This is a genomic window from Nitrospira sp. KM1, from assembly GCF_011405515.1.
Classification (GTDB): Bacteria; Nitrospirota; Nitrospiria; order Nitrospirales; family Nitrospiraceae; genus Nitrospira_C.
On the sequence record NZ_AP022671.1, the window covers coordinates 2,260,989 to 2,280,883 of the forward strand.

The window sequence follows — 19,895 nt, forward strand, 5'->3', positions numbered from 1 at the left end:
GAACCGGTTGAGCATTAGGCATCCACGAGAGTGCGAATATCAGCCACCTCCTTTACTTGCTCTCGGAATGCATTCAATGACTTCATGAGGTTTTACTAATAAACCGGGCTCATGGTACTGAAAAGGGAAAATGGAGTCAAGAGATTGTTTAGACATCGTCGCTTGCCAGAAAATATTTAAATTACCCTAATATTTCAGCATCTTAAATATCTGTACGTTCTCGGTATTAATCGTCTTACGATCATTATCGATGGTCATCTATTAGAAATCTCTCATCTATATGACGCCAGAGCACGTGATTGAATCGGGCCCAACCCGGTTATAGCGAGCCGATCCATATTCAACAATCTTTGTCCGACATCATGTACGTGTTCCACAGTCACTCGATCGATGTGAGAGATTATATCCTTCATCGTGCTGCGCGATCCATAGATGAGTTCGTCCTTTGCGAGTTTGCTCATGCGACTATGCGAGCTTTCTAGACTAAGCATCAAACTACCCTTCATCTGGTTTTTGGCCCGTACAAGCTCATTTTTTTCGACGCCTTTGCTATTGATCCGTTTGATCTCTCGACAAACGAGGTCTACAACGTGGTCCACTTCTTTGGCTCTGGTTCCGGCATAGACCGTCATGGTGCCCGCATCTGAATAGCCCGAAAGAAATGAGTAAATCGAATACACTAATCCACGCTTTTCACGCACTTCCTGAAAGAGCCTGGAACTGACGCTCCCGCCGAGAATGCTGTTCAGTGCATATACGGCATACCGGTCTCTGTGCCCCGCCGCAATCCCTTTCAACCCGATACAGAGATGCGCTTGCTCGAGCGGTTTCTGCTTGAGAAGCACTCCTCCGTGGATATCTGGCGGGCGCCGGTTCAACTCAGACGAATTGTTGGTGAGACGCCGTTTGCCAAAATACCGTGAGACCAATCGATAGGATTCTTGCGGATTGAAATTACCCGCGATTGCAATGACAATTCTTCGAGGATCGTAATGTGCATCGATATATTCCATGAGATCTTGCCGACGGAGCCGACGAATCGTATCTTCTTTCCCCAGGATAGAGGAGCCAAGCGGATGAGGTCCTAGGACCTGTCCCGTATGCAACTCCTGAACAAAATCCTCAGGATCGTCTTGGACCATGCGAATTTCTTCAAGGACAACCTGCTTTTCCTTTTCAAGTTCCTTAGGGTCGAACTGTGAATGATGAAACAGATCGGAGAGAAGTTCTAGCGCACGGGGCAATTGTTGGTCGAGAACCTTGACGTAAAAGGTCGTCGTTTCACGAGTGGTAAACGCATTCATTTCTCCGCCCAAACCGTCGATCTCACGAGAAATTTCGACGGCCGTGCGTGAGCGCGTGCCCTTAAAGAACATATGCTCGATGAAATGGGAGTAACCTGCCTGGCGAGGCAACTCATCACGCGAGCCGGTATTGACCCAAATACCGACGGTGACTGACTTGAGCGTGGGAATTCGCTCGGTCACCACTCGCATACCGTTGTCGAGGACGAACTTGCGGTACAAGATCGTTACCCGACAGTTGAGTCTTTCGTCCCAGCACCGGTCGGTGCGGGCATGGTTTCCTTTCGACTAAGCCGGATCTTACCCTGACGGTCGACTTCCAATACCTTAACCAAGATTTGATCCCCTTCTGCAACCTCGTCCGAAACCGATTTTACCCGATGATGCGCGAGTTGCGAGATATGCACCAATCCATCTGTTCCAGGAAGTACCTCAACAAATGCGCCGAAATCCATGATTTTCCTAACCGTCCCAAGGTAGGTCTTTCCGATTTCCACTTCCTCCACAATCCGATTAACCATCTCCTTGGCCTTTTCAAGCGATGCCTCATCAGCTGAAGCGATGGTCACAATTCCGGTATCCTCGATATTGATTTTCACTCCGCAATCGGCCTGGATACTTCGGATGGTTTTTCCGCCCGGGCCGATGACTTCACGAATCTTGTCCTGTTTCACCTTCATCGTGAATATGCGAGGAGCGAATGCCGACATGTTTGTTCTCGGAGAACGAATTGCGCTCTGCATGCATCCGAGAATATGGAGTCGTCCCGCCCTGGCTTGCTCCAAGGCCTGCTGCATCAAGCTCGCAGAGAGACCGCCGATCTTGATGTCCATCTGAAGTGCGGTCACTCCGTTCTTCGTTCCGCAGACCTTGAAGTCCATATCGCCAAGATGATCTTCAAGTCCGAGAATGTCCGACAGAATCATGACACGATCGCCCTCCTTGATCAGACCCATTGCGATACCGGCCACAGGTTCCTTAATCGGCACTCCGGCGTCCATCATGCCAAGGGTTCCACCGCACACGGTAGCCATCGAGGAAGACCCGTTGGACTCTAGAATATCCGACACGATGCGTAGGGTATAGGGGAACACATCCTTCCCGGGTATGACCGGTTTCAATGCACGCTCCGCCAATGCGCCATGACCGACCTCGCGTCGCCCCGGTGAGCGCAACGGCCGCGCCTCTCCCACGCTGAATGGAGGGAAATTATAATGGAGCATGAACGTCCGGGTATACTCACCCTCCAACGCATCGATCCGCTGCTCGTCATCCGTGGTGCCCAACGTGATGACGGCCAGACTCTGCGTTTCTCCTCTTGTGAAGAGGGCAGATCCATGAGTCCGGGGCAGCACACCGACTTCGCACGTGATCGGCCGGATGTCCGCGGGGCCCCGCCCGTCAGCGCGTGAGCCTTTTTCAAGAATCATGTTCCGGACTTCAGTGTATTCCAATCCGTGAAAGACAAGCTTCACATGCCGCTCACGGTTAGGATCGTCAGGTTGCTTGAGCTTCTCCACCGCATCTTTCAGGATCAAATCCAATCTCTCCTGGCGAGCCGTCTTGTTCGGAATCATGATGGCATCACGAATACCCTGCGCAACGAGGGATTTGACCTGGTCCGCAAGGACTGGACTGATCTGCTCGGTTACCACTGGTCGCTTCGGTTTGTTACCGGCGGCCGCTCGAAGCTCGTTAATTTTCGCCACTATCTTTTTGATTTCGGCATGCGCTAATTCAATCGCCGCGAGCATCGTGGATTCGGGCAATTCATTGGCACCGGCTTCGACCATCATCACGGCGTCGGCGGTACCGGCCACCACGAGATGGAGTTCGCTTTTCTCGAGGGTCTCCAAATCGGGATTGACGAGGAACTGTCCGTTCACTCGACCAATTTTCACACCAGCCACGGGTCCCAGAAACGGAATGTTCGACACGGCTAAGGCTGCCGATGCCGCTGTAATGGCGATCACATCGGAAGAGCCAGTCTTGTCTGCGGATAGTACTGCTGCAATGACTTGAGTCTCGAAATAGTACCCTTCGGGGAAGAGAGGACGTAGCGGCCGATCAATCAACCGGCTGGTCAACACTTCTTTTTCAGAGGGACGCCCTTCACGCTTGAAATATCCGCCGGGAATCTTACCCGCTGCGTACGCCTTTTCCTGATAGTCGACAGTGAGTGGAAGAAAATCGACGCCGGCTTTGGCGTTCTGAGAGGCGACCGCTGTCGCTAATACGACCGTATCACCATAGGACGCCCAAATTGATCCGTCGGCCTGTTTCGCCACTCGACCGGTCTCCAGTCTGAGCGGGCGCCCCGCAATGTCGAGTTCTACCGAGTGTATCATCTATGGTCTCCTTCTCATTGTGCCCCACAGATGCCCACGGAGAGAAGTTCGAGCATGGTCTGCTCCAACCACTTTCAGTGTTCACCTGTGCGACAGATGGGTTCCGCCGTTGCCGCGCATCTGCGCAACAACGTGGCCAGTGTCTATTTCCGAATTCCTAATCGATCAATGACGGCCCGATACCGTGCGTCGTCGATATCCCGCAGGTAATCAAGAAGTCGCCGGCGTCTCCCCACGAGTTGCAAAAGACCCCGGCGGGAGTGATGATCCTTTTTGTGGAGCTTGAAATGCTCCGTTAAATACGTGATCCGGTTCGTCAATACTGCGATCTGCACTTCCGGGGAACCGGAATCTCCATCATGCTGCCGGTACTGCTTGATCAATTCCGTCTTCGCTTCCTTCAACAATGCCATCGTCAATCTCCTCTCTCTATTTACAATTCTCTCCTACTTACTGAACCGTGGTCTCGATCGACCAGAACCTTTTCGATCGCATACACCGCGCCTGATCGGTCCGGACCTCTTCCAATCGCCAGCAGCGTTCCGCCTTCGTCATGGATACGGACGATCGAGTCCTGCCGTGGCGTACAGTCCGTCGCGGTTTCCCGATTGAGTACATCAGCAAAAGGAACGGAGACTCCGTTCCGCACTCTCGCGGCCGTCTGACCATTTACCACCAGCACAGGAAATTCGTTCAGTGCTCGATCCAGCGAGAGCATCGTGTGTGAAAGAATTCCCAGTGCTTGACGCCTGGCAATCTCTTCGACGGACATGGCATGATCGAGGGTGAGCGGGCCTACGCGAGAACGTTCCAACGCGAGAAGGTGCCCTCCGACGCCCAGGATCTCACCGATATCAGCACACAGCGTACGAACATATGTGCCTTTGGAACACACCACACGAAGCGTCGCGTCAGTTCCATCGAACGACAGCAAATCCAAGTGACTGACGGTGATCGATCTGGCCTCGCGGACAATGGTTTTTCCCGCACGCGCCGATCTATACAATGGAACGCCGTCGACCTTGAGTGCGGAATACATCGGCGGCACTTGCTGAATAACTCCTCGAAATCTTTCAAGCGCGTGCTCGATTTCCGGTCCTGTGATATGACCGGCGAGGTGCCTGGACAAGACCATCCCGGTGGCATCTTGCGTATCCGTCGTTTCTCCGAGACGCAGCACGGCTCGATATTCCTTGTCCCATTCCACCAAATACTCGGCGATTCGAGTACCTCGTCCCGTGAGCACGGGTAACACGCCTGTTGCGGCGGGATCCAATGTGCCGGCATGACCGACCTTGCTGACGCCAAGGACAGAACGCAGCTTTGCCACGACATCGTGCGAGGTCCATCCGGCCTCTTTGTGTACGATAAGGACACCGTCCATCACAGCCGCTGCCTGATCAAGGCAAGTCATTGTCGCCTTTATTGCCCGGCATCTCGTTCACGTGCTGAAACCGCGGCTTTGCCCCCTCGGAATCCACGTGGAGTTCGTCCAGCAGTTGCAAAACCCGATCCCCCCGTGCTCCGCTGACGTCCTTCACAAAGACGACTTCAGGCAGATATCGAAGCGAAAGCCGGCGCCCCAACTCGCTACGGACAAATCCGCTCGCTCTTGCAAGTCCCGCAAACACGTCGCGCGTGACCGCATCCTCGCCGAATGCGGTCACGAAAACCCTGGCAATCCGAAGATCACTAGTCAATTCGACGTCCGTGACCGTGACCGATCTGACGCGAGGATCCTTGATCTTTCGCATCAAAATGTCGGCTACCTCCATCCGGATTTGGTCTGCGACTCGATCGGCTCGACTAAAACCCGTCTTGGCCATGTGCATCGTCCTCGACTCGACCGGTTCAGACACCGTACTGAGGCAGCCTTGCTCACAATAGTTCAATGCGAGAGTTGACGATCTCGACGGTCGGATTATTTCGTATCAGATTCAAGGCCTGATCCAACACTTGATTCACGTATCGACCGTCATTGGCCACGCAGGCCAGTCCCAGAATAGATTTTTGCCAGAGATCCTGCTCGCCGACTTCTGCCACCGAGAGGTTAAATTTGTCATGAAGGCGGTCCTTCACGCTCAAAAGCACATGCCGCTTGTCTTTGAGCGATTGACTGTCAGGGAAAAATAATTCGATCGTGCAGAGACCGACAACAATGCTCACGGTCCGAACCGGATCACGCGTTACAGCTTTGCGGCAATCTTATCGATTGCGTACGCTTCGATGACATCCCCGGCTTTGATATCATTAAAATTCTCGATGCCGATCCCGCACTCATATCCCTGCTGAACCTCGCGGACATCGTCTTTGAATCGCCGAAGCGATCCCAGCTTGCCTTCATAGACGACCACGTTATCGCGAATAACCCGCGTTCCAGCGCTGGATCGAGTAATCGTCCCGTCTACAACGTACGATCCCGCGATCGTTCCTGCTTTTGACACCGTAAAGACTTGGCGCACCTCTGCTCTTCCCAAAACCCGTTCTTTGAGAGTGGGATCCAGCAGACCTTCCATGGCTGCCTTGATGTCAGATAGGGCGTCATAAATGATCGTATATAGTCGTATATCCACCCGCTCTTTCTCGGCGAGCGAGGACGCTTTCGACTCCGGCCTGATATTGAACCCAATGATGATGGCATTGGAGGCGGCTGCCAATAGGACGTCCGATTCCGTGATACCGCCGACGCCATTGTGAATGACGCGCAGCTTCACCAACTCCGTGGGCAGCTTTTCAATTGCCGCAGCGAGAGCTTCGGAGGACCCCTGGACGTCGGCCTTGATAACGAGGGAGAGTTCCTTCACCGATCCTTCTTGTATTTTGGCAAACAGATCATCCAACGATACTTTACCGGCTCCTGCCAATTCTGCGGCCCGTTGCTTTCGCGAACGATCCTCTGCAATTTCTCGTGCGATTCGCTCATCCTTCACGACCTGGAACACATCACCGGCGGAGGGCACACCCGGCAATCCGATGACCTCTACAGGGATGGAGGGACCGGCTTCTTGAACTTTTACACCTGCGTGATTGACGAGCGCGCGGACTTTGCCGCTAAAGGATCCGACAACAAACACGTCTCCGACACGCAGCGTTCCGTTCTGAACCAGGACCGTCGCTACCGGCCCGCGTCCACGCTCGAGCTTCGCCTCGACCACCGCTCCTTTGGCCAATTGATTCGGGTCCGCTTTCAACTCCGAGACCTCAGCCTGCAAAAGAATCATTTCCAACAGGTGATCCAAACCCGTCCTTTGTTTGGCAGAGACCTCGACCATAATCGTGTCCCCTCCCCAGGCCTCTGAAATGAGGCCGTGCTCGGAAAGGGCGTTACGGACTCGATCGGGATTGGCACCGGGCTTATCGATCTTGTTCATGGCGACAATAAGCGGGACTCCCGCGGCCTTCGCATGGTGAATGGCTTCGACGGTTTGGGGCATGACACCGTCATCGGCCGCTACGACCAAAATCACGATGTCTGTTACCTTCGCTCCGCGTGCCCGCATCGCTGTAAATGCTTCGTGGCCCGGTGTATCCAGAAAGGTTACCTGTTTGCCGTGCACAGTGACCGTATACGCGCCGATATGTTGGGTGATGCCGCCAGCCTCTCCTTCTGCGACTTTCGTTTCCCGAATTGCGTCAAGCAAGGATGTCTTGCCATGATCGACGTGGCCCATAATGGTGACCACCGGGGGTCGAGGCTGAAGATGAATCTCTCCTTCTATCCGAACGACTTCGTCCAGTAATTGCTCACCAGCCTTTTCGATCGAAACTTCCATCTTGATTCCGGCCTCCTCGGCAATCATCGCGGCGACGTCGAGGTTCATCGGCTGATTCATCGTAATCATTTGGCCCATATCCATGAGCTTTCGCACGATGTCCGCAGGACGCTGACCGATTGATTCGGCAAACTCCTTCACCGTCGCGCCAGGCATCAGTTTCACGCTTTTCTTGCGCGGCTTGGTGATTTCAGACGGTGCGCTGTGATGCACATGCTTGACCCGATCATCACGACGCTGAACCGGAATGGCTCTCAGATCTTGCCATCGTGCGGCGTCTTCCCGAACACGCGCGTCGTCCTCTTCACGAGGGCGTCCGGGTTTCCGGACTTTCTTCAGTTTATCCTTGAGATTTTCCGCTTGCAGCTCTTCCAAGACTTTTTTCTTCCCGGTGAGCGTGTCGACGGCGGGAACAGCTGCCGGCTTTGAAGTCGGAGCAGGCGTCGATGGCTGAACAGTAGCACTTGGCTGTGCGCTGGGAGGCTGAGCGGTTTCATGTTGGGAGGCCGGTGGCGCTTCGAGGTGCGGCTGGACTCCTACTGGCTGCATCGAAGGAACGGCGGATTCCGACACAAGAGATGCGGCCGTATCACCTCCAAGAGGTGGAAGTCCCTCTTCAGAAGTTGAGTCTTCAGACTTCTTACGTTTAATCAGGATCCGGCGCTTATCTGGTTTTGACGCATCCTCCGTGATTGAAGGACTGCTCCACGGCTTGGCGGTCGCATGGTGAGTCCCCGGGTCACCGCTGTCCTTGTGACGTTGCCCGGTCTCACCCTCTGTACCCTTCGTGACAAGTTTTTGAGGGGACTTCTGCTTGGGAACGAGCTTCGCCAATGCGGTTTGCACGGCCTCCTCCTCTAAGGCACTGCTATGCGAGGCCACGGCAATACCCAGTCGCTTGAGCTCCGGAATCAACTCCCGGTTCTCCATTCCAAGTTGTTTGGCAAGTTCATATACGCGCATGGATCAGACACCTGTTTCAATGACGGGACAAGCGGCCTATCACTCGGATTCGGCCTGAGCTTGAGCCTTTTCCTGCTGTCGCGCTTCTTCCTGCTGCCGCTGTGCTTCAGCCTCTTCTGCCAAGGCGGCCTTGATCTCTTTGTCCCGTTCAGCCTTTTCCTTCTCGTATTCAGTCGCGCTGATGATATCAATCTTCCAGCCCGTCAACCGGGCGGCAAGACGGACGTTCTGACCGTTCTTTCCGATGGCCAGCGACAACTGGGAATCGGCGACCACGACCAACGCCGACTTTTTCTCCTCATCCACACCGACCTTCTCAATCGTCGCAGGATTCAATGCTTCGGCGATAAAGACGCGAGGATCCGACGTCCATGTAATGATATCGATTTTCTCTCCACGGAGCTCGCGCACGACGGCTTGCACGCGTGACCCTTTGATGCCGACACACGCGCCGACCGGATCAACCGCCTTCTCTCTCGAGGTCACGGCAATCTTTGTCCGGTCCCCTGGCTCCCTCACGACGGCCTTGATCTCGACGATTTTCTCCATCACCTCGGGCACTTCCAATTCAAACAGTTTCGAGACAAATTGGGGATGGCTCCGCGTGAGAATGACCTGTACGTCTTTGGGAGTGCGTCGCACCTCGAGAAGCATGGCTTTGACTCGGTCTCCTCGTCGATAGGTCTCTCGCGGGATCTGTTCCTGAATCGGGAGGATGGCCTCGGTTTTACCGAGATCAACTAGATAATTCCTGCGCTCCATCCCAAGAACGACGCCGTTCACCAAGTCTCCCTGCCGGGTAGAATACTCTTTCTGCACCGCCTCCCATTCGGCCTCACGGACCTTTTGAAAAATCACCTGCTTGGCCGTTTGTGCGGCAATACGACCCAATTCGTCCATTTCGATGAGGGACCCGATTTCGTCCCCGACTTCCGCCTCGCTGTCATACTGACGCGCCTCTTTCAGCGAGATTTCCGCTTTGGGGTTGGTAACCGCATCGACTATGATTTTTTTGGATACGACGGAGATTTCACCCGTCTTCGAGTCGATTTCTACCTGGATATTCTCAGCCTGCCCAAATCGCTTTTTGGCTGCCGTTTGGAGAGCCGCCTCAATAGCCCCTAGGACCTTACTCTTGTCGATACCCTTCTGGCGTCCGATTTCGTCGATGACGGAAATGAGTTCCCGGTTCATGATTCGCTCTCCACGCTGGTTCTCTCAGACACCTACAATTTCACGACTAACCTGGCTTCGGCAATCAACTCAAGTTCCAAACTGACAGAACGCGGAGGAGGCGGCTCCGTCACGGCAAGTATGACCGTGTGCTCCGCTGCCTCTTCCAATATTCCGAACACGCGCCAGTGCCCGTCTAGCGGCTCTTTCAGCTTGACGCTCACGCGCTTGCCGACCGCTCGTCGGTAATCCTGTAGGCGCTTGAATGGGCGATCCAGACCCGGAGAGGAGACTTCAAGCGTATAGGAATGCGGAAAGGGATCCGCCACATCCAATGCAGGACCAAGTGCCATATGGGCACGCTCACAGTCGGCCAGCGTAACCCCCCCGTCCTTATGGATAAACACCCGGACAACGGAGCGAGGGCCTTGACCAGCACAGGCGACATCGACCAATTCCAGCCCCAATGTCCATAGGATCGGTAATATCGCTTCGGTAATACGGTCGATGACCGGCCGGGAATCCTTCACCGACGCTCGCGGATCACTTGATCTGGTTGGTCCATTCACGAGATCAAACAAAAAAGTGGGCCTGAGCCCACTTCACAGCGCGGCACAATAACATGTCACCCCCGCCAAAGCAAGAGGACCAGCTACGCAATTCGGTCACGAAACCTCTTGGACAACTGCAGGGTCAGACGTCCGGGTTTGGCGCTCCCAATCGCCTTTCCGTCCACACCAACGACCCCGAGAACCTCCACGGTCGTACCGGTGAGAAATACCTCGTCAGCATCGCGAAGCTCGGAAATTGACAAATAGCGCTCCTCGATTCGAAAACCATCCTCACGCGCCAGCCGCAGAATGACCGATCTCGTCACGCCCGACAGAATGCGGTGGCCCTCTGGCGCCGTCACCAAGGTGCCTCCTTGTATCGCCATGACGTTACTCACCGCACCTTCGGTGACAAGTCCGTCTTTGACGAGGATCGCTTCGAAGGCACCGGCTATTTTAGCCTGCTGGCGCGCGAATACATTTGCCAAGAGATTCACGCTTTTGATATCGCAGCGGCCCCACCGGACGTCCTCTGTCGAGACAACCTCCACCCCGGAGGCCATCACCTTCGGATCTAACGAGTGGAGCTGCCGTACGGTCATCACGGTCGTAGGTACCAGGTCAGAACTGTATGCATGATCTCGGGGAGCCGACCCTCTGGTGATTTGGATGTAGATCTTCGCTTCAGAATGGCTGGAACGACCAACAGCCTCATCAATCAACTGCTTCCATCTCGAATGAGAATACGGTTGAGGGAGATTCAACGCCCGGGAACTCTTATCGAGACGCTCCAGGTGGGCCTCCACTTCAAAAGGACGCCCTCGGTAGGTGCGAATTACCTCGTACACACCATCACCGAACTGAAATCCACGATCCTCGATGGATATAACCGCATCGGCAAGCGGAAGGAAGCGGCCGTTGACAAAGGCAATGTCGGGCATGACTATGGTTTCTGGGGATTTGAGACCGGGACAACAGAAACTTGGAAGATGCGCCGGTCTTCTGCGGTGAATTTCCATCCCATACGCTTTTCGAACACCACTCGATAAGTACCAGGCTTAACGGCTCGAAACTCGAATGTACGACGGCCGTTATCCACGGCATTATTACCGGCGATCCGCAGGTAGTCGTCAGCTATCAGGGTAAGTTCATTTCCATCATAGGTAGGAACCCACAGCTCACCTCGCGTACGATCTTCCCACAAATGGATCCTGATGGGACTATGGAGAGATCCCTCGACCAGTTTGACGCCGCCCGACGGTACACCTCGGCCTTCCTCTGGCTGCGTCATACGTCCGAACGCCCCCTACCGCGATCGCTTGTCCGCTTTTCTGCTCGATTCAACATTATGTTTTCCGTCGCGGACCGACAAAGACTTCCCCGCCATCCACCCGCACTTCGTAACTCCCCACGCAATAGCCCCCACCGTCTGTTCCCTGTCCGTTCCGGATGTCGAAGGCCAAGTCATGCCATGGACAAGACACGACAAATCCTTTGACTCGCCCCTCATTCAAAGGCCCTCCTTCATGCGGACAGATGTTATAGATCGCAAAGTATTGCCCGTCCACATTGAATAGAGCGATCGAGCGGTTATTGATCGTCACGACTTTAGATTGCCCCGGCGCTAAGTCTTCAATCCGACCGACGGGATGAAATCCTTCGATGGCCACAACCAGAACTCCTTCCTTCGACCCTTCCAATTTTACATGCGAAGAGTGTACTTCAACTCCTCACCGGTCGCGAGCCCCTGCCTTTTCACAAAACCGGCTTCTGTCTGAATGACGTAGCGGACCGGCTCTCCTGATCCATATTTGGGACAGGCATGTTCCCGGCAGGGTGGAACATTTTCGGTCAAGGACACGATATGGTGACTTTCGTCGACCCAGATCAAATCAACAGGAAATCGATATTCTTTCGTCGTAACACGGTTCAGTCCCGTCGATTCGAAGATATAAATCATCCCTCCATTCGGAGGCAATGCCTCTTGAAATGCCAAGCCGAACAATAACTTTTCCGGTGTGTCGGCAACTTCCACTTCGATTTCAGACTTGTTTGGAAACGTCACAATGATGGTTTTCGTCTCCTCCCGCTGCATCAAAAATGTTGAGAGGCTGAGAAGAAGAAATGCGAGTAGAATGAGCGTAATAATACGCTTCTTTTTTTGCGCCGCATCGCTCATCTGGACTGACGTCATACTGACATTCCGCACATGTTCACTGAGGTGTCAATCTGGGCCCAAAGCCCCATAATAACAGGGGATCTAGGGCTTATGAACGGGAGCCGTTCTGTTGACTTGGAAAAGATGAGCAGACTAGAATGACGCCACGTTACGTCACGCACTATGTCGATGACGGGGCGGGGTTGTCAACCGTCTAAGTTTTTCCTGCGTGAGAAGGAGGCGTGGGTCATGGCACTGTTGATTACTGATGAATGTATTTCCTGTGGAGCCTGCCTGCCTGAATGTCCAAACGAGGCTATTTTTGAAACTCGCAGCGATGCGGAAACCAAAGGTAACCATGTTGGTGACGGACAGGGTGTTGGCGACAACATCTACGTGATTACCCATGATCGTTGCACGGAATGTGTTGGGCACTTCGACGAACCTCAGTGCGCTGCGGTCTGTCCGGTGGATAATTGTTGCATTTCTGACCCGGCATATCCTGAGACCACTGATGTATTGTTGGACAAAGCCACGAAGCTCAATCCTGACAAGAGCATTGACTCGGCCAAGGTCTGGAGCGGGGTTCGCAATTGAACTCTTAGCCTAATCGTTCGCAGTTCAAGGCCCTGCCGTTCTTGTGAGCGGCAGGGCCTTGATGTAATTGCGCCATCATCTTGACTTCGTAGACATCTCCGCTGCAGCCGCAGTATGATTCATCATATGCCATGTCTTTGCTTACGCCTGCTCACGGAGGTAAGCCATGCTACACCGATGGATCATTGGAGCGATGTTATTGTCCGGATCTCTGAGCGTATCCTCCCCTATCCATGCCAGCACCGGGGACGTTGGGACTATTATTGAGCGGTTTGTCCTCGGTCAGTTTCCTCAGTCTGTCAGCCACTATTGGGTCATCAATGAGACTCAATGGGATGGCGACGAGATGATCGTTGACGTCAATGCCGTCGTCAGCGATCGGCAGGAACAGGAACCTACCCAAAATCGGTACTTGCTATTGATCGTCGCGGGAGAACTCAAAGGAGCTCAAAACGTTCCGCTCGAACAGGAAGCTGAATGCACAGTGGAAAAGCAAGCATAGTGGACAGGGTTGAGATGTGACCGTTGAACGCCCCCGCATTCTTTGCGGGGGCGTTCAAGTATATGTGCGCCCTACTTAATCATGACTAACTTGCCGCCGACATGGGCCGGATGGAGATGACAACGATAGCTCAGAGTGTTTCCCATCGTCGCGTAGAACAGGTCGCTGGTGGGAATGCCGATGTATTTCGTCTCCCCCGGCTTCAGGACGAGCTTCGCATTCACCGCCGTCGGGGCTGCCTGCGTGGTCGTATCGGTGAGTTGGAACCCATGTTCGGTAGTGCCGTTATTGGTGATCTTGATCAGGACGGGACGCCCGGGGCGAACTTTGAAGTCGATAACGGTGGTGGGCGGATACCAGGCCTTCATGTTCCCGATTTCAACTGAATAGAGTTCTGCATCCACTTCCAATTCCTTGAACGACTGACCGACGACGGAGCCGGTTTCCCAATCGCCGATTTCGACTCCTCCCGCCTGGAGCGCATACGCTGCATTTGCACCAGCTACGACCATCCCGAGGCCGAAGAAGACCATAAACATCGTCTTGCCCATGACCTACCTCCTTATGAAGAAGAAGAGATGTGATTAGGTTGGTGAATAACTACCGACTTTACCATGCGACCTTGACCGATTCAGGCAACGGAAATAAAATTTATGTTCAACCATGATGGCATGACAGCCCTCAAGGAGGATCCTTATATCACAGGGTGGAAAATGGAAGCAACATGTTATGCGTAGCTATAGGTCCGGAAATCATCGGCGTCGCCAGTGAATTATCAACAAGACAATGACATTGATTTCAATACCTTACTAACAGTCAGTCGTAATCAGTCCGGGCGATTCTCGCCGACTGATGCACCTATCAAGAGGTCGTAGGGTGCAAAGTCATCCGTCAATACAGTCCCAGATTTTCCGAATTCAGTACGGTGGGTACTCAGGTGAGTCACCGAATCTGGCGGGACCCTCTGCCGATCGATCATGGCCATCACCGCCTCCACACGGTTACTCCGGCTTATACGCTCAATCGGAAGACCAGCAAAAAAAATCAGGTTCTCTGCCTTTCCACGAGACACCCACGGCCCCTTCACTCCATAAGCTTCCACGACCTGAAACGATTGCTTCATCGTCTGAACCACCGCGTTTGCCCTCAAGATATCCCCGCTTTCTCCGGATGAAGCAAGATTGACGGCAAGCACACCTTCAGGCTTCAGATGCGCACGGAGCGCGGCAAAGAACTCCGCCGTAGTCAGGTGGAAGGGAATCATATGCCGGGCGAAGACGTCGACCCAAATGACGTCGTACATCTGATTGGTTGAATTCAGAAACATTCTTCCGTCTCTGACATAGATGTGATGTGAGTCGGGCGCGCGATATGAAAAGTACTCGGCAGCCATGCGCACCACAACGGGATCGAATTCGACGACGTCAAGTTCGAGGTCAGGCCATCGGTCCGCCAGCCATTTTGCCAGCGAACCTCCTCCGTGCCCCAATATTAATCCACGTTTCGGCTCTTGCACCCAAGCCAAAGAGGCCACCATCAACTGACTGTAGGGGAGAAACAATGTCACCGGTTCGGCCTTCCACATCACCGCATGGAACGTTCGGTCCAGGATGAGGTAACGGAAGAGGTCGTCCTCCCGAATTCTCACTTGTTGATAGGGACTATCCTCCTGGTAAATTGGGGTTTTCAACACCTGTACCGGGTGCAGTGCCCCATACCCGGACGCCCCCAAGGGAAGGATCAAAAGCGCTAAGATAAGGGGACGAAGTGACCCCTCTCGCACAGCCCACCAGAGTCCAAGCGCCGTTTGAATCGCCCCAAGCCACCCCACGAGCGCCTGACTGCCGATCCAGGACAAAAAGAAAAATGCCGTTCCCCATGTTCCCGCCAGACTTCCCACAGTTGACAGTGCAATCATTTTCCCCGTATTACGCCCGAGATAATCGAGATCCGAGACGGCCAAGCGCAGCATCGCAGGGAGCACGCCACTGAGCCCGAAAGCGGGAGGAGCGAGCAATATGGCGGCTGCGGTGCAAGGTCCCCATCGGGGGTCTTCGATGGCGGCCGCGACTTTCATCAACACCGGCTGATTCAGCCATGCGATCAAGAATGTCCATGCTCCTGAAAACAGAAGAAGTCCTGCCAGCACGCGCGCGCCCGAATATCGATCGGAGACCCATCCTCCAAAGGCATACCCGCTGCTCATGGCCGCCAAAATCACTCCGATCAAAGCGCCCCACACAAAAAGTGAATTGCCGAATACAGGCGCCAACAACCGGCTGCCCAGTATCTCCAAGGCCATGACGACCGATCCGGTCACAAAGGCCGTCGTGAGCAAAAACCAGCGGGGCGTATGATGGTCGGTCGGCGAAGAATTCATGCGGGGGAGTTGCAGAATCTGACGAACGCGTGATCGGCTTTCATAGAAGATTCTGTGGAACCGAAGGAACTCATACTACGCACGGCTGAATGGGACTGTCAACGAATGCTCCGATGAGGGAACGCTTTCGACACATTCGTTGCTCCAACATGGGAAGAAAGATATACTCCACTTTTCGAATCACGACTATCAGGGAGGACAGCCAATGCAGATCAGTGTGATCGGAACGGGTTACGTCGGGCTCGTGACCGGAGCCTGTTTCGCGGAGTTCGGAGTCAACGTGCTCTGTATGGATTCGGATGCCAAACGTATTGCCAGATTAGAAAAGGGCGATGTCCCATTCTACGAACCCGGGATCACGGAACTTGTCGCCAAAGGCATCAGCCAGAGCCGTCTGAGTTTCACCACGGACCTGACGCGCGCAGTCGATCACGGACAGGTCATTTTCATAGCTGTCGGGACTCCTCCCAAGAAAGATGGCTCGGCGGATCTGTCATTTGTTGAAGAAGTAGGCAGGGGCATTGCGCGCACCATGACATCGTATAAGGTGGTCGTCACCAAATCGACCGTCCCGGTTGGAACGGGGGAACTGCTGCGAAAGGTTATCTCCTCAAGCCAGACGAAAAAAATCCTCTATGACGTAGCCTCTAATCCCGAGTTTCTGCGTGAGGGATCGGCGATAGAAGATTTCATGCGTCCCAACCGAGTGGTCATCGGAGCCGACAGCGAGCAGGCCGCGGCCGTGATGAAGGATCTCTATCGTCCGTTGTATTTGATTGAAACGCCATTTGTCGTAACCGACGTCCCCACCGCTGAAATGATCAAATACGCATCAAACGCCTTCCTCGCCACCAAGATTTCCTTTATCAATGAGATTGCGACGCTCTGCGAACGCGTCGGGGCCGATGTGCAAATGGTCGCGAAAGGCATGGGACTCGACCACCGGATCGGTTCCAAGTTCCTGCACGCCGGTCCCGGATTCGGCGGCTCATGCTTTCCAAAAGATCTGGCGGCGCTTGTACAGATGGGAGAGCGGGCCGGATATCCTATGCAGATCGCAGGCGCGGCGGCCGTGGTGAACCAACAGCAGCGGGACCGCATGGTCGTAAAAATTCAGGAAGCCTTGGGAGGGCTGAACGGCGCGGCGATCGGGATGCTGGGATTGTCGTTCAAGCCCAATACGAACGACCTTCGCGAGGCCCCGGCGCTGGCCATTGCACAGGAATTGATGAAGCAGGGAGCTACTGTCCGCGCCTATGATCCGGCGGCAATGGAAGAAGCCACGCAACTGCTCGGCGGCATCATTCCGTGCAAAGATCCATATGAAGTAGCCACCGGCGTGGATGCCTTGATCATCATGACCGAATGGAACGAATTTCGAAACCTTGACTTCGAAACGCTCAAAACGCTCATGCGCAAGCTGAACCTGATCGACTTACGGAACGTCTACGAATCCAGCCGCGTCACGGGATTTGGTTTTCGCCATATTTCGGTTGGGCGGCGAGCACAGAATCCCGATCCCAAGTCCCACTGATCTGTCAGGTCAGCCGAGGCACCTCCGACTTGGATGCATCCTTGGTCTTGGGCTTGTAACCCATCCGGTCCAAGACCTTGAGTACACGCGTCTTCAACCGATCGTCAGCCTCGGCTAACGCGGTGGCCAACGGCTCGACGGCCGGTTTCCCGATCTTCCTGATGATTTCGGTCACCGACTGGCGCACTTCGTCTTCCTCGGACACCAATAATGGAACGAGCGATGGCACCGCAATTCCGCCGATCTTGATGAGCGAATCGTATGCCCGTTGGCGCACGTCCCCCACTTCATCGGTCAAGGCGTCGACCAAGGGCTTCACGGCTCTGGCGTCCTTCAACTCCCCAAGGATTTCTGCCGCATATTTCCGGTTGAGCCAATGAGAGTCCTTGAGGTCCAGCAACATGGCATCCGCCCGTTCCGCGTTGGGATCCTTGGCTCTGACTCTCAGATTCTTGGCGATCCGCCGACCGCCCTCCTCCACAACCCGTATGGTAGCCCCATCGCCAACCTTGACCCGTTGCAGGTCTTCCACTGCCTCATCGTCGACATCCAACACGACCGTCTTTCCGTCATACGCCAGCAATTCGACTTCGATCTGCTTAAGCGCTGGGTTGACGGCTACCACGCGTTCGGTCACGAGATTGAATCCGTCCTTCTTCGGACCTCCTTTGGGGCCGATTTGAATCAATTTCGCAGGTGCTTCGTCTGCCATAATTGAGTTCCTTTATCTATCCGGATATAGATTTACGATGCCGATTTCCATCCTAGACTAGCGAGGACACCTTCGACGGTTTCTTGAACCATCGTATTTTCATCTTCCAACAGAGGCAGCAGAGGATCAATCGCTTGTTTGGCTCCAAGCCGGGCCAGTGACTCCGCAGCATTCCGGCGCACCAACCAATCTTCGTCCTTTAGCGAATCAATCAGCGGACCGACACCGCGCTGGTCTCCGATCTTGCCCAGTGCCTCCGCCGCGTGACGCCGGACCATCCAATTGTTCCCCAGCAATCCGTCAATGAGTGCGTCGACGGCGCGGGCGTCACCGATTTTTTTCAGGACGCGGGCAGCGTCCTCCCGCACAGTACTGTCCGTCAATGCCTCGACCAGCCCGGGAACGGCGCGTGGATCACCGATCCGTTCGAGTGCCCACACGGCTGCCGTTCGCACGGCTCCATCCTTGTCTTTGAGCGCCTTGATGAGTGGTTCGATTCCTCGAGGATCCTTCAGCTTTCCCAAGCCTGACGCCGCTTGCTCGCGGATCGCCCATTCGTCGTCCTCGATAGCCTCGATCAATCGGCCGACGACCGATGGCCCGATTCGAACGACCGCCGTTGTCGCAGCTTCACGTATCACTACATCTTCATCGGCCATGAGGCCGATCAGAGGAGAGACCGCCTCTTCCCCGAGCTGACTCAGGCTCGCGATGGCATGGTCGCGCAAAGCCTCATTGTCGTCGCGCAATGCACCGATCAGCTGTTCAATGCGGTCGGATGACTCGCTGTCATTCATCGTCATGTCCTTCCTGAGCCAGGGCATGCTCGCCCGCCAAGGCGTCCAGTTTGTCGGCAATCAATCCGGCATTATAGGCCACGAGGCCGTCGCGGTCCGATCTCAGTCGATCGAATAGTTCTTTGTGCGGCCTCAGGACTTCCACATCCTTGATTTTTGCCAACGCCTCCATCGCATAGACTCGCAACGGACGGATTGGAATCGATTCCAAATACAGGTTCGTCGGGCGGGCATCACCGATCAAGCCAAGGGCTTTGATGGCCAACTCCTTGACCCCGGTATCCTTGTCCTGCTGTAAGCGTTTCATCAACGGTTCGACCGCCCGTACGTCCGCGATCTTGCCGAGCAAATCCGCCGCCGCCTCCCGGACAAGCCAATCTTCATCCTCGAGGTATTCAATGAGAATCTCCACGCTCGGACGTCCAATGCCGAGCAATCCGATGACCGTCGACATACGGGCTTCTTCCCGTTCACTGGCCCCTTCGATTTCCCGCAGCACGTTGAACGATTCGTCGATCCGTTCCCGAATGGCTCCCAATTTTTTCAGCGTACCGACGGCAATATCACGAACAGCCGGCTGCCCCATCGCATCGATGAACGCGTCGACCGATCGCGGGTCGAGCAGCTGATTGAGCATTGTTGCAGCTGTGATTTGCGCCTCATGATCGCCTTGCTTCATCATGGCACACAGGGGAACGACCGCGGTCGGAATCGCCCCCACGAGATGCGCGACGAGCTGCCTGCCCTCACCGGATTTCATATTCGGGAGCAGGGAGACCAGCGCTGTCGCAGTTTCCGTGTTCAAGACACCCGCCATCTGCTCCAATGCCATGGCTCCTGATTTTCGAACCGATTCATCTCCGTCTTCCAACAAACGGACGAGCGCCACGCCGGCATGCGGATCCTTGATTCGGGCCAGCATGGCCGCAGCCTCTTTTTTCAGCTCGCCTCCTCCCGATTCCAAAACACCAATTAAGGCCTGGACCGCTCTGGGTCCGCCGGCCAGACAGGCGGCCGTCGCCCGCATCCGTCGCCAGTCCTCTTCATGGACCAGCTCGGTTACTAGCGTTTCGATGCTCTCCTTCGCCATGTATATGTACCGG

At 54.6% G+C, this 19,895-nt stretch carries 21 protein-coding genes; 3 read left to right on the forward strand and 18 right to left on the reverse strand.

The genetic code is table 11. From position 1 onward, the window contains the following. Positions 1–272 precede the first annotated feature (272 nt). From W02_RS10435 to W02_RS10495, 13 genes are all read right to left on the reverse strand, one after another. A complete protein-coding gene (locus W02_RS10435) occupies positions 273–1,496 on the reverse strand; it encodes a pitrilysin family protein (protein ID WP_232068512.1) in 1,224 nt (407 codons plus the stop codon). Positions 1,497–1,531: 35 nt separating this feature from the next. Beyond that, positions 1,532–3,652 (reverse strand): polyribonucleotide nucleotidyltransferase, encoded by a 2,121-nt coding sequence (gene pnp, locus W02_RS10440; RefSeq protein ID WP_173047415.1) that lies wholly within the window; start codon positions 3,650–3,652, stop codon positions 1,532–1,534. Between the two features lie 143 nt (positions 3,653–3,795). Continuing rightward, complete coding sequence (gene rpsO / locus W02_RS10445; protein WP_173047417.1) at positions 3,796–4,065, reverse strand: 30S ribosomal protein S15; 270 nt, start codon at positions 4,063–4,065, stop codon at positions 3,796–3,798. 20 nt (positions 4,066–4,085) lie between these two features. After that, complete coding sequence (truB, locus tag W02_RS10450; protein ID WP_173047419.1) at positions 4,086–5,066, reverse strand: tRNA pseudouridine(55) synthase TruB; 981 nt, start codon at positions 5,064–5,066, stop codon at positions 4,086–4,088. Next, the gene (gene rbfA, locus W02_RS10455) at positions 5,053–5,478 is read right to left on the reverse strand and encodes a 30S ribosome-binding factor RbfA (RefSeq protein ID WP_173047421.1); all 426 of its coding nucleotides are present in this window, start codon (positions 5,476–5,478) and stop codon (positions 5,053–5,055) included. Before rbfA ends, truB begins: the two co-directional genes overlap by 14 nt. Positions 5,479–5,530: 52 nt before the next feature. Beyond that, a complete protein-coding gene (locus W02_RS10460; RefSeq protein ID WP_232068513.1) occupies positions 5,531–5,818 on the reverse strand; it encodes a DUF503 domain-containing protein in 288 nt (95 codons plus the stop codon). A 20-nt stretch (positions 5,819–5,838) separates the two neighbouring features. Then, positions 5,839–8,388, reverse strand: a complete 2,550-nt coding sequence (gene infB / locus W02_RS10465; protein WP_173047423.1) for a translation initiation factor IF-2 — start codon at positions 8,386–8,388, stop codon at positions 5,839–5,841. A gap of 39 nt (positions 8,389–8,427) precedes the next feature. Then, on the reverse strand, positions 8,428–9,582 hold the full coding sequence (gene nusA, locus W02_RS10470; RefSeq protein WP_173047425.1) for a transcription termination factor NusA: 1,155 nt from the start codon (positions 9,580–9,582) through the stop codon (positions 8,428–8,430). Between the two features lie 32 nt (positions 9,583–9,614). Further along, the gene (gene rimP, locus W02_RS10475; protein ID WP_173047427.1) at positions 9,615–10,091 is read right to left on the reverse strand and encodes a ribosome maturation factor RimP; all 477 of its coding nucleotides are present in this window, start codon (positions 10,089–10,091) and stop codon (positions 9,615–9,617) included. A 122-nt stretch (positions 10,092–10,213) separates the two neighbouring features. After that, positions 10,214–11,053: a D-amino-acid transaminase gene (gene dat / locus W02_RS10480; protein ID WP_173047428.1), complete on the reverse strand. Its 840-nt coding sequence runs from the start codon at positions 11,051–11,053 to the stop codon at positions 10,214–10,216. A 2-nt stretch (positions 11,054–11,055) separates the two neighbouring features. Beyond that, positions 11,056–11,403, reverse strand: a complete 348-nt coding sequence (locus W02_RS10485; RefSeq protein WP_173047430.1) for a protease inhibitor I42 family protein — start codon at positions 11,401–11,403, stop codon at positions 11,056–11,058. A gap of 55 nt (positions 11,404–11,458) precedes the next feature. Continuing rightward, complete coding sequence (locus W02_RS10490) at positions 11,459–11,782, reverse strand: Rieske 2Fe-2S domain-containing protein (protein ID WP_197741987.1); 324 nt, start codon at positions 11,780–11,782, stop codon at positions 11,459–11,461. Between the two features lie 32 nt (positions 11,783–11,814). Next, positions 11,815–12,306, reverse strand: a complete 492-nt coding sequence (locus W02_RS10495) for a DUF192 domain-containing protein (RefSeq protein ID WP_173047432.1) — start codon at positions 12,304–12,306, stop codon at positions 11,815–11,817. A gap of 213 nt (positions 12,307–12,519) precedes the next feature. Between W02_RS10495 and W02_RS10500 the strand changes: the two genes are divergently transcribed. After that, a complete protein-coding gene (locus W02_RS10500; protein WP_173047434.1) occupies positions 12,520–12,867 on the forward strand; it encodes a 4Fe-4S dicluster domain-containing protein in 348 nt (115 codons plus the stop codon). Between the two features lie 166 nt (positions 12,868–13,033). Further along, positions 13,034–13,369, forward strand: a complete 336-nt coding sequence (locus tag W02_RS10505; protein ID WP_173047436.1) for a hypothetical protein — start codon at positions 13,034–13,036, stop codon at positions 13,367–13,369. 71 nt (positions 13,370–13,440) lie between these two features. Here W02_RS10505 and W02_RS10510 read toward each other — a convergent pair whose 3' ends face one another. Further along, positions 13,441–13,920 carry a hypothetical protein gene (locus W02_RS10510; protein ID WP_173047438.1) on the reverse strand — a complete coding sequence of 160 codons (480 nt, stop codon included), beginning with the start codon at positions 13,918–13,920 and terminating at the stop codon, positions 13,441–13,443. A 275-nt stretch (positions 13,921–14,195) separates the two neighbouring features. Further along, positions 14,196–15,749 carry a fused MFS/spermidine synthase gene (locus W02_RS10515; protein WP_173047440.1) on the reverse strand — a complete coding sequence of 518 codons (1,554 nt, stop codon included), beginning with the start codon at positions 15,747–15,749 and terminating at the stop codon, positions 14,196–14,198. 205 nt (positions 15,750–15,954) lie between these two features. On the opposite strand from W02_RS10515, the gene W02_RS10520 reads away from it, so the two are divergent. After that, on the forward strand, positions 15,955–17,283 hold the full coding sequence (locus tag W02_RS10520; protein ID WP_173047442.1) for a UDP-glucose/GDP-mannose dehydrogenase family protein: 1,329 nt from the start codon (positions 15,955–15,957) through the stop codon (positions 17,281–17,283). Positions 17,284–17,287: 4 nt separating this feature from the next. Here W02_RS10520 and W02_RS10525 read toward each other — a convergent pair whose 3' ends face one another. The 3 genes from W02_RS10525 to W02_RS10535 are packed head-to-tail and all read right to left on the reverse strand — an operon-like array spanning position 17,288 to position 19,882. Beyond that, positions 17,288–17,995 (reverse strand): HEAT repeat domain-containing protein, encoded by a 708-nt coding sequence (locus W02_RS10525; RefSeq protein WP_173047444.1) that lies wholly within the window; start codon positions 17,993–17,995, stop codon positions 17,288–17,290. Between the two features lie 32 nt (positions 17,996–18,027). Next, positions 18,028–18,792 (reverse strand): HEAT repeat domain-containing protein, encoded by a 765-nt coding sequence (locus W02_RS10530; protein ID WP_173047446.1) that lies wholly within the window; start codon positions 18,790–18,792, stop codon positions 18,028–18,030. Further along, on the reverse strand, positions 18,785–19,882 hold the full coding sequence (locus W02_RS10535; RefSeq protein WP_173047448.1) for a HEAT repeat domain-containing protein: 1,098 nt from the start codon (positions 19,880–19,882) through the stop codon (positions 18,785–18,787). The genes W02_RS10530 and W02_RS10535 overlap by 8 nt, the downstream gene beginning before the upstream one ends. Positions 19,883–19,895 lie beyond the last annotated feature (13 nt).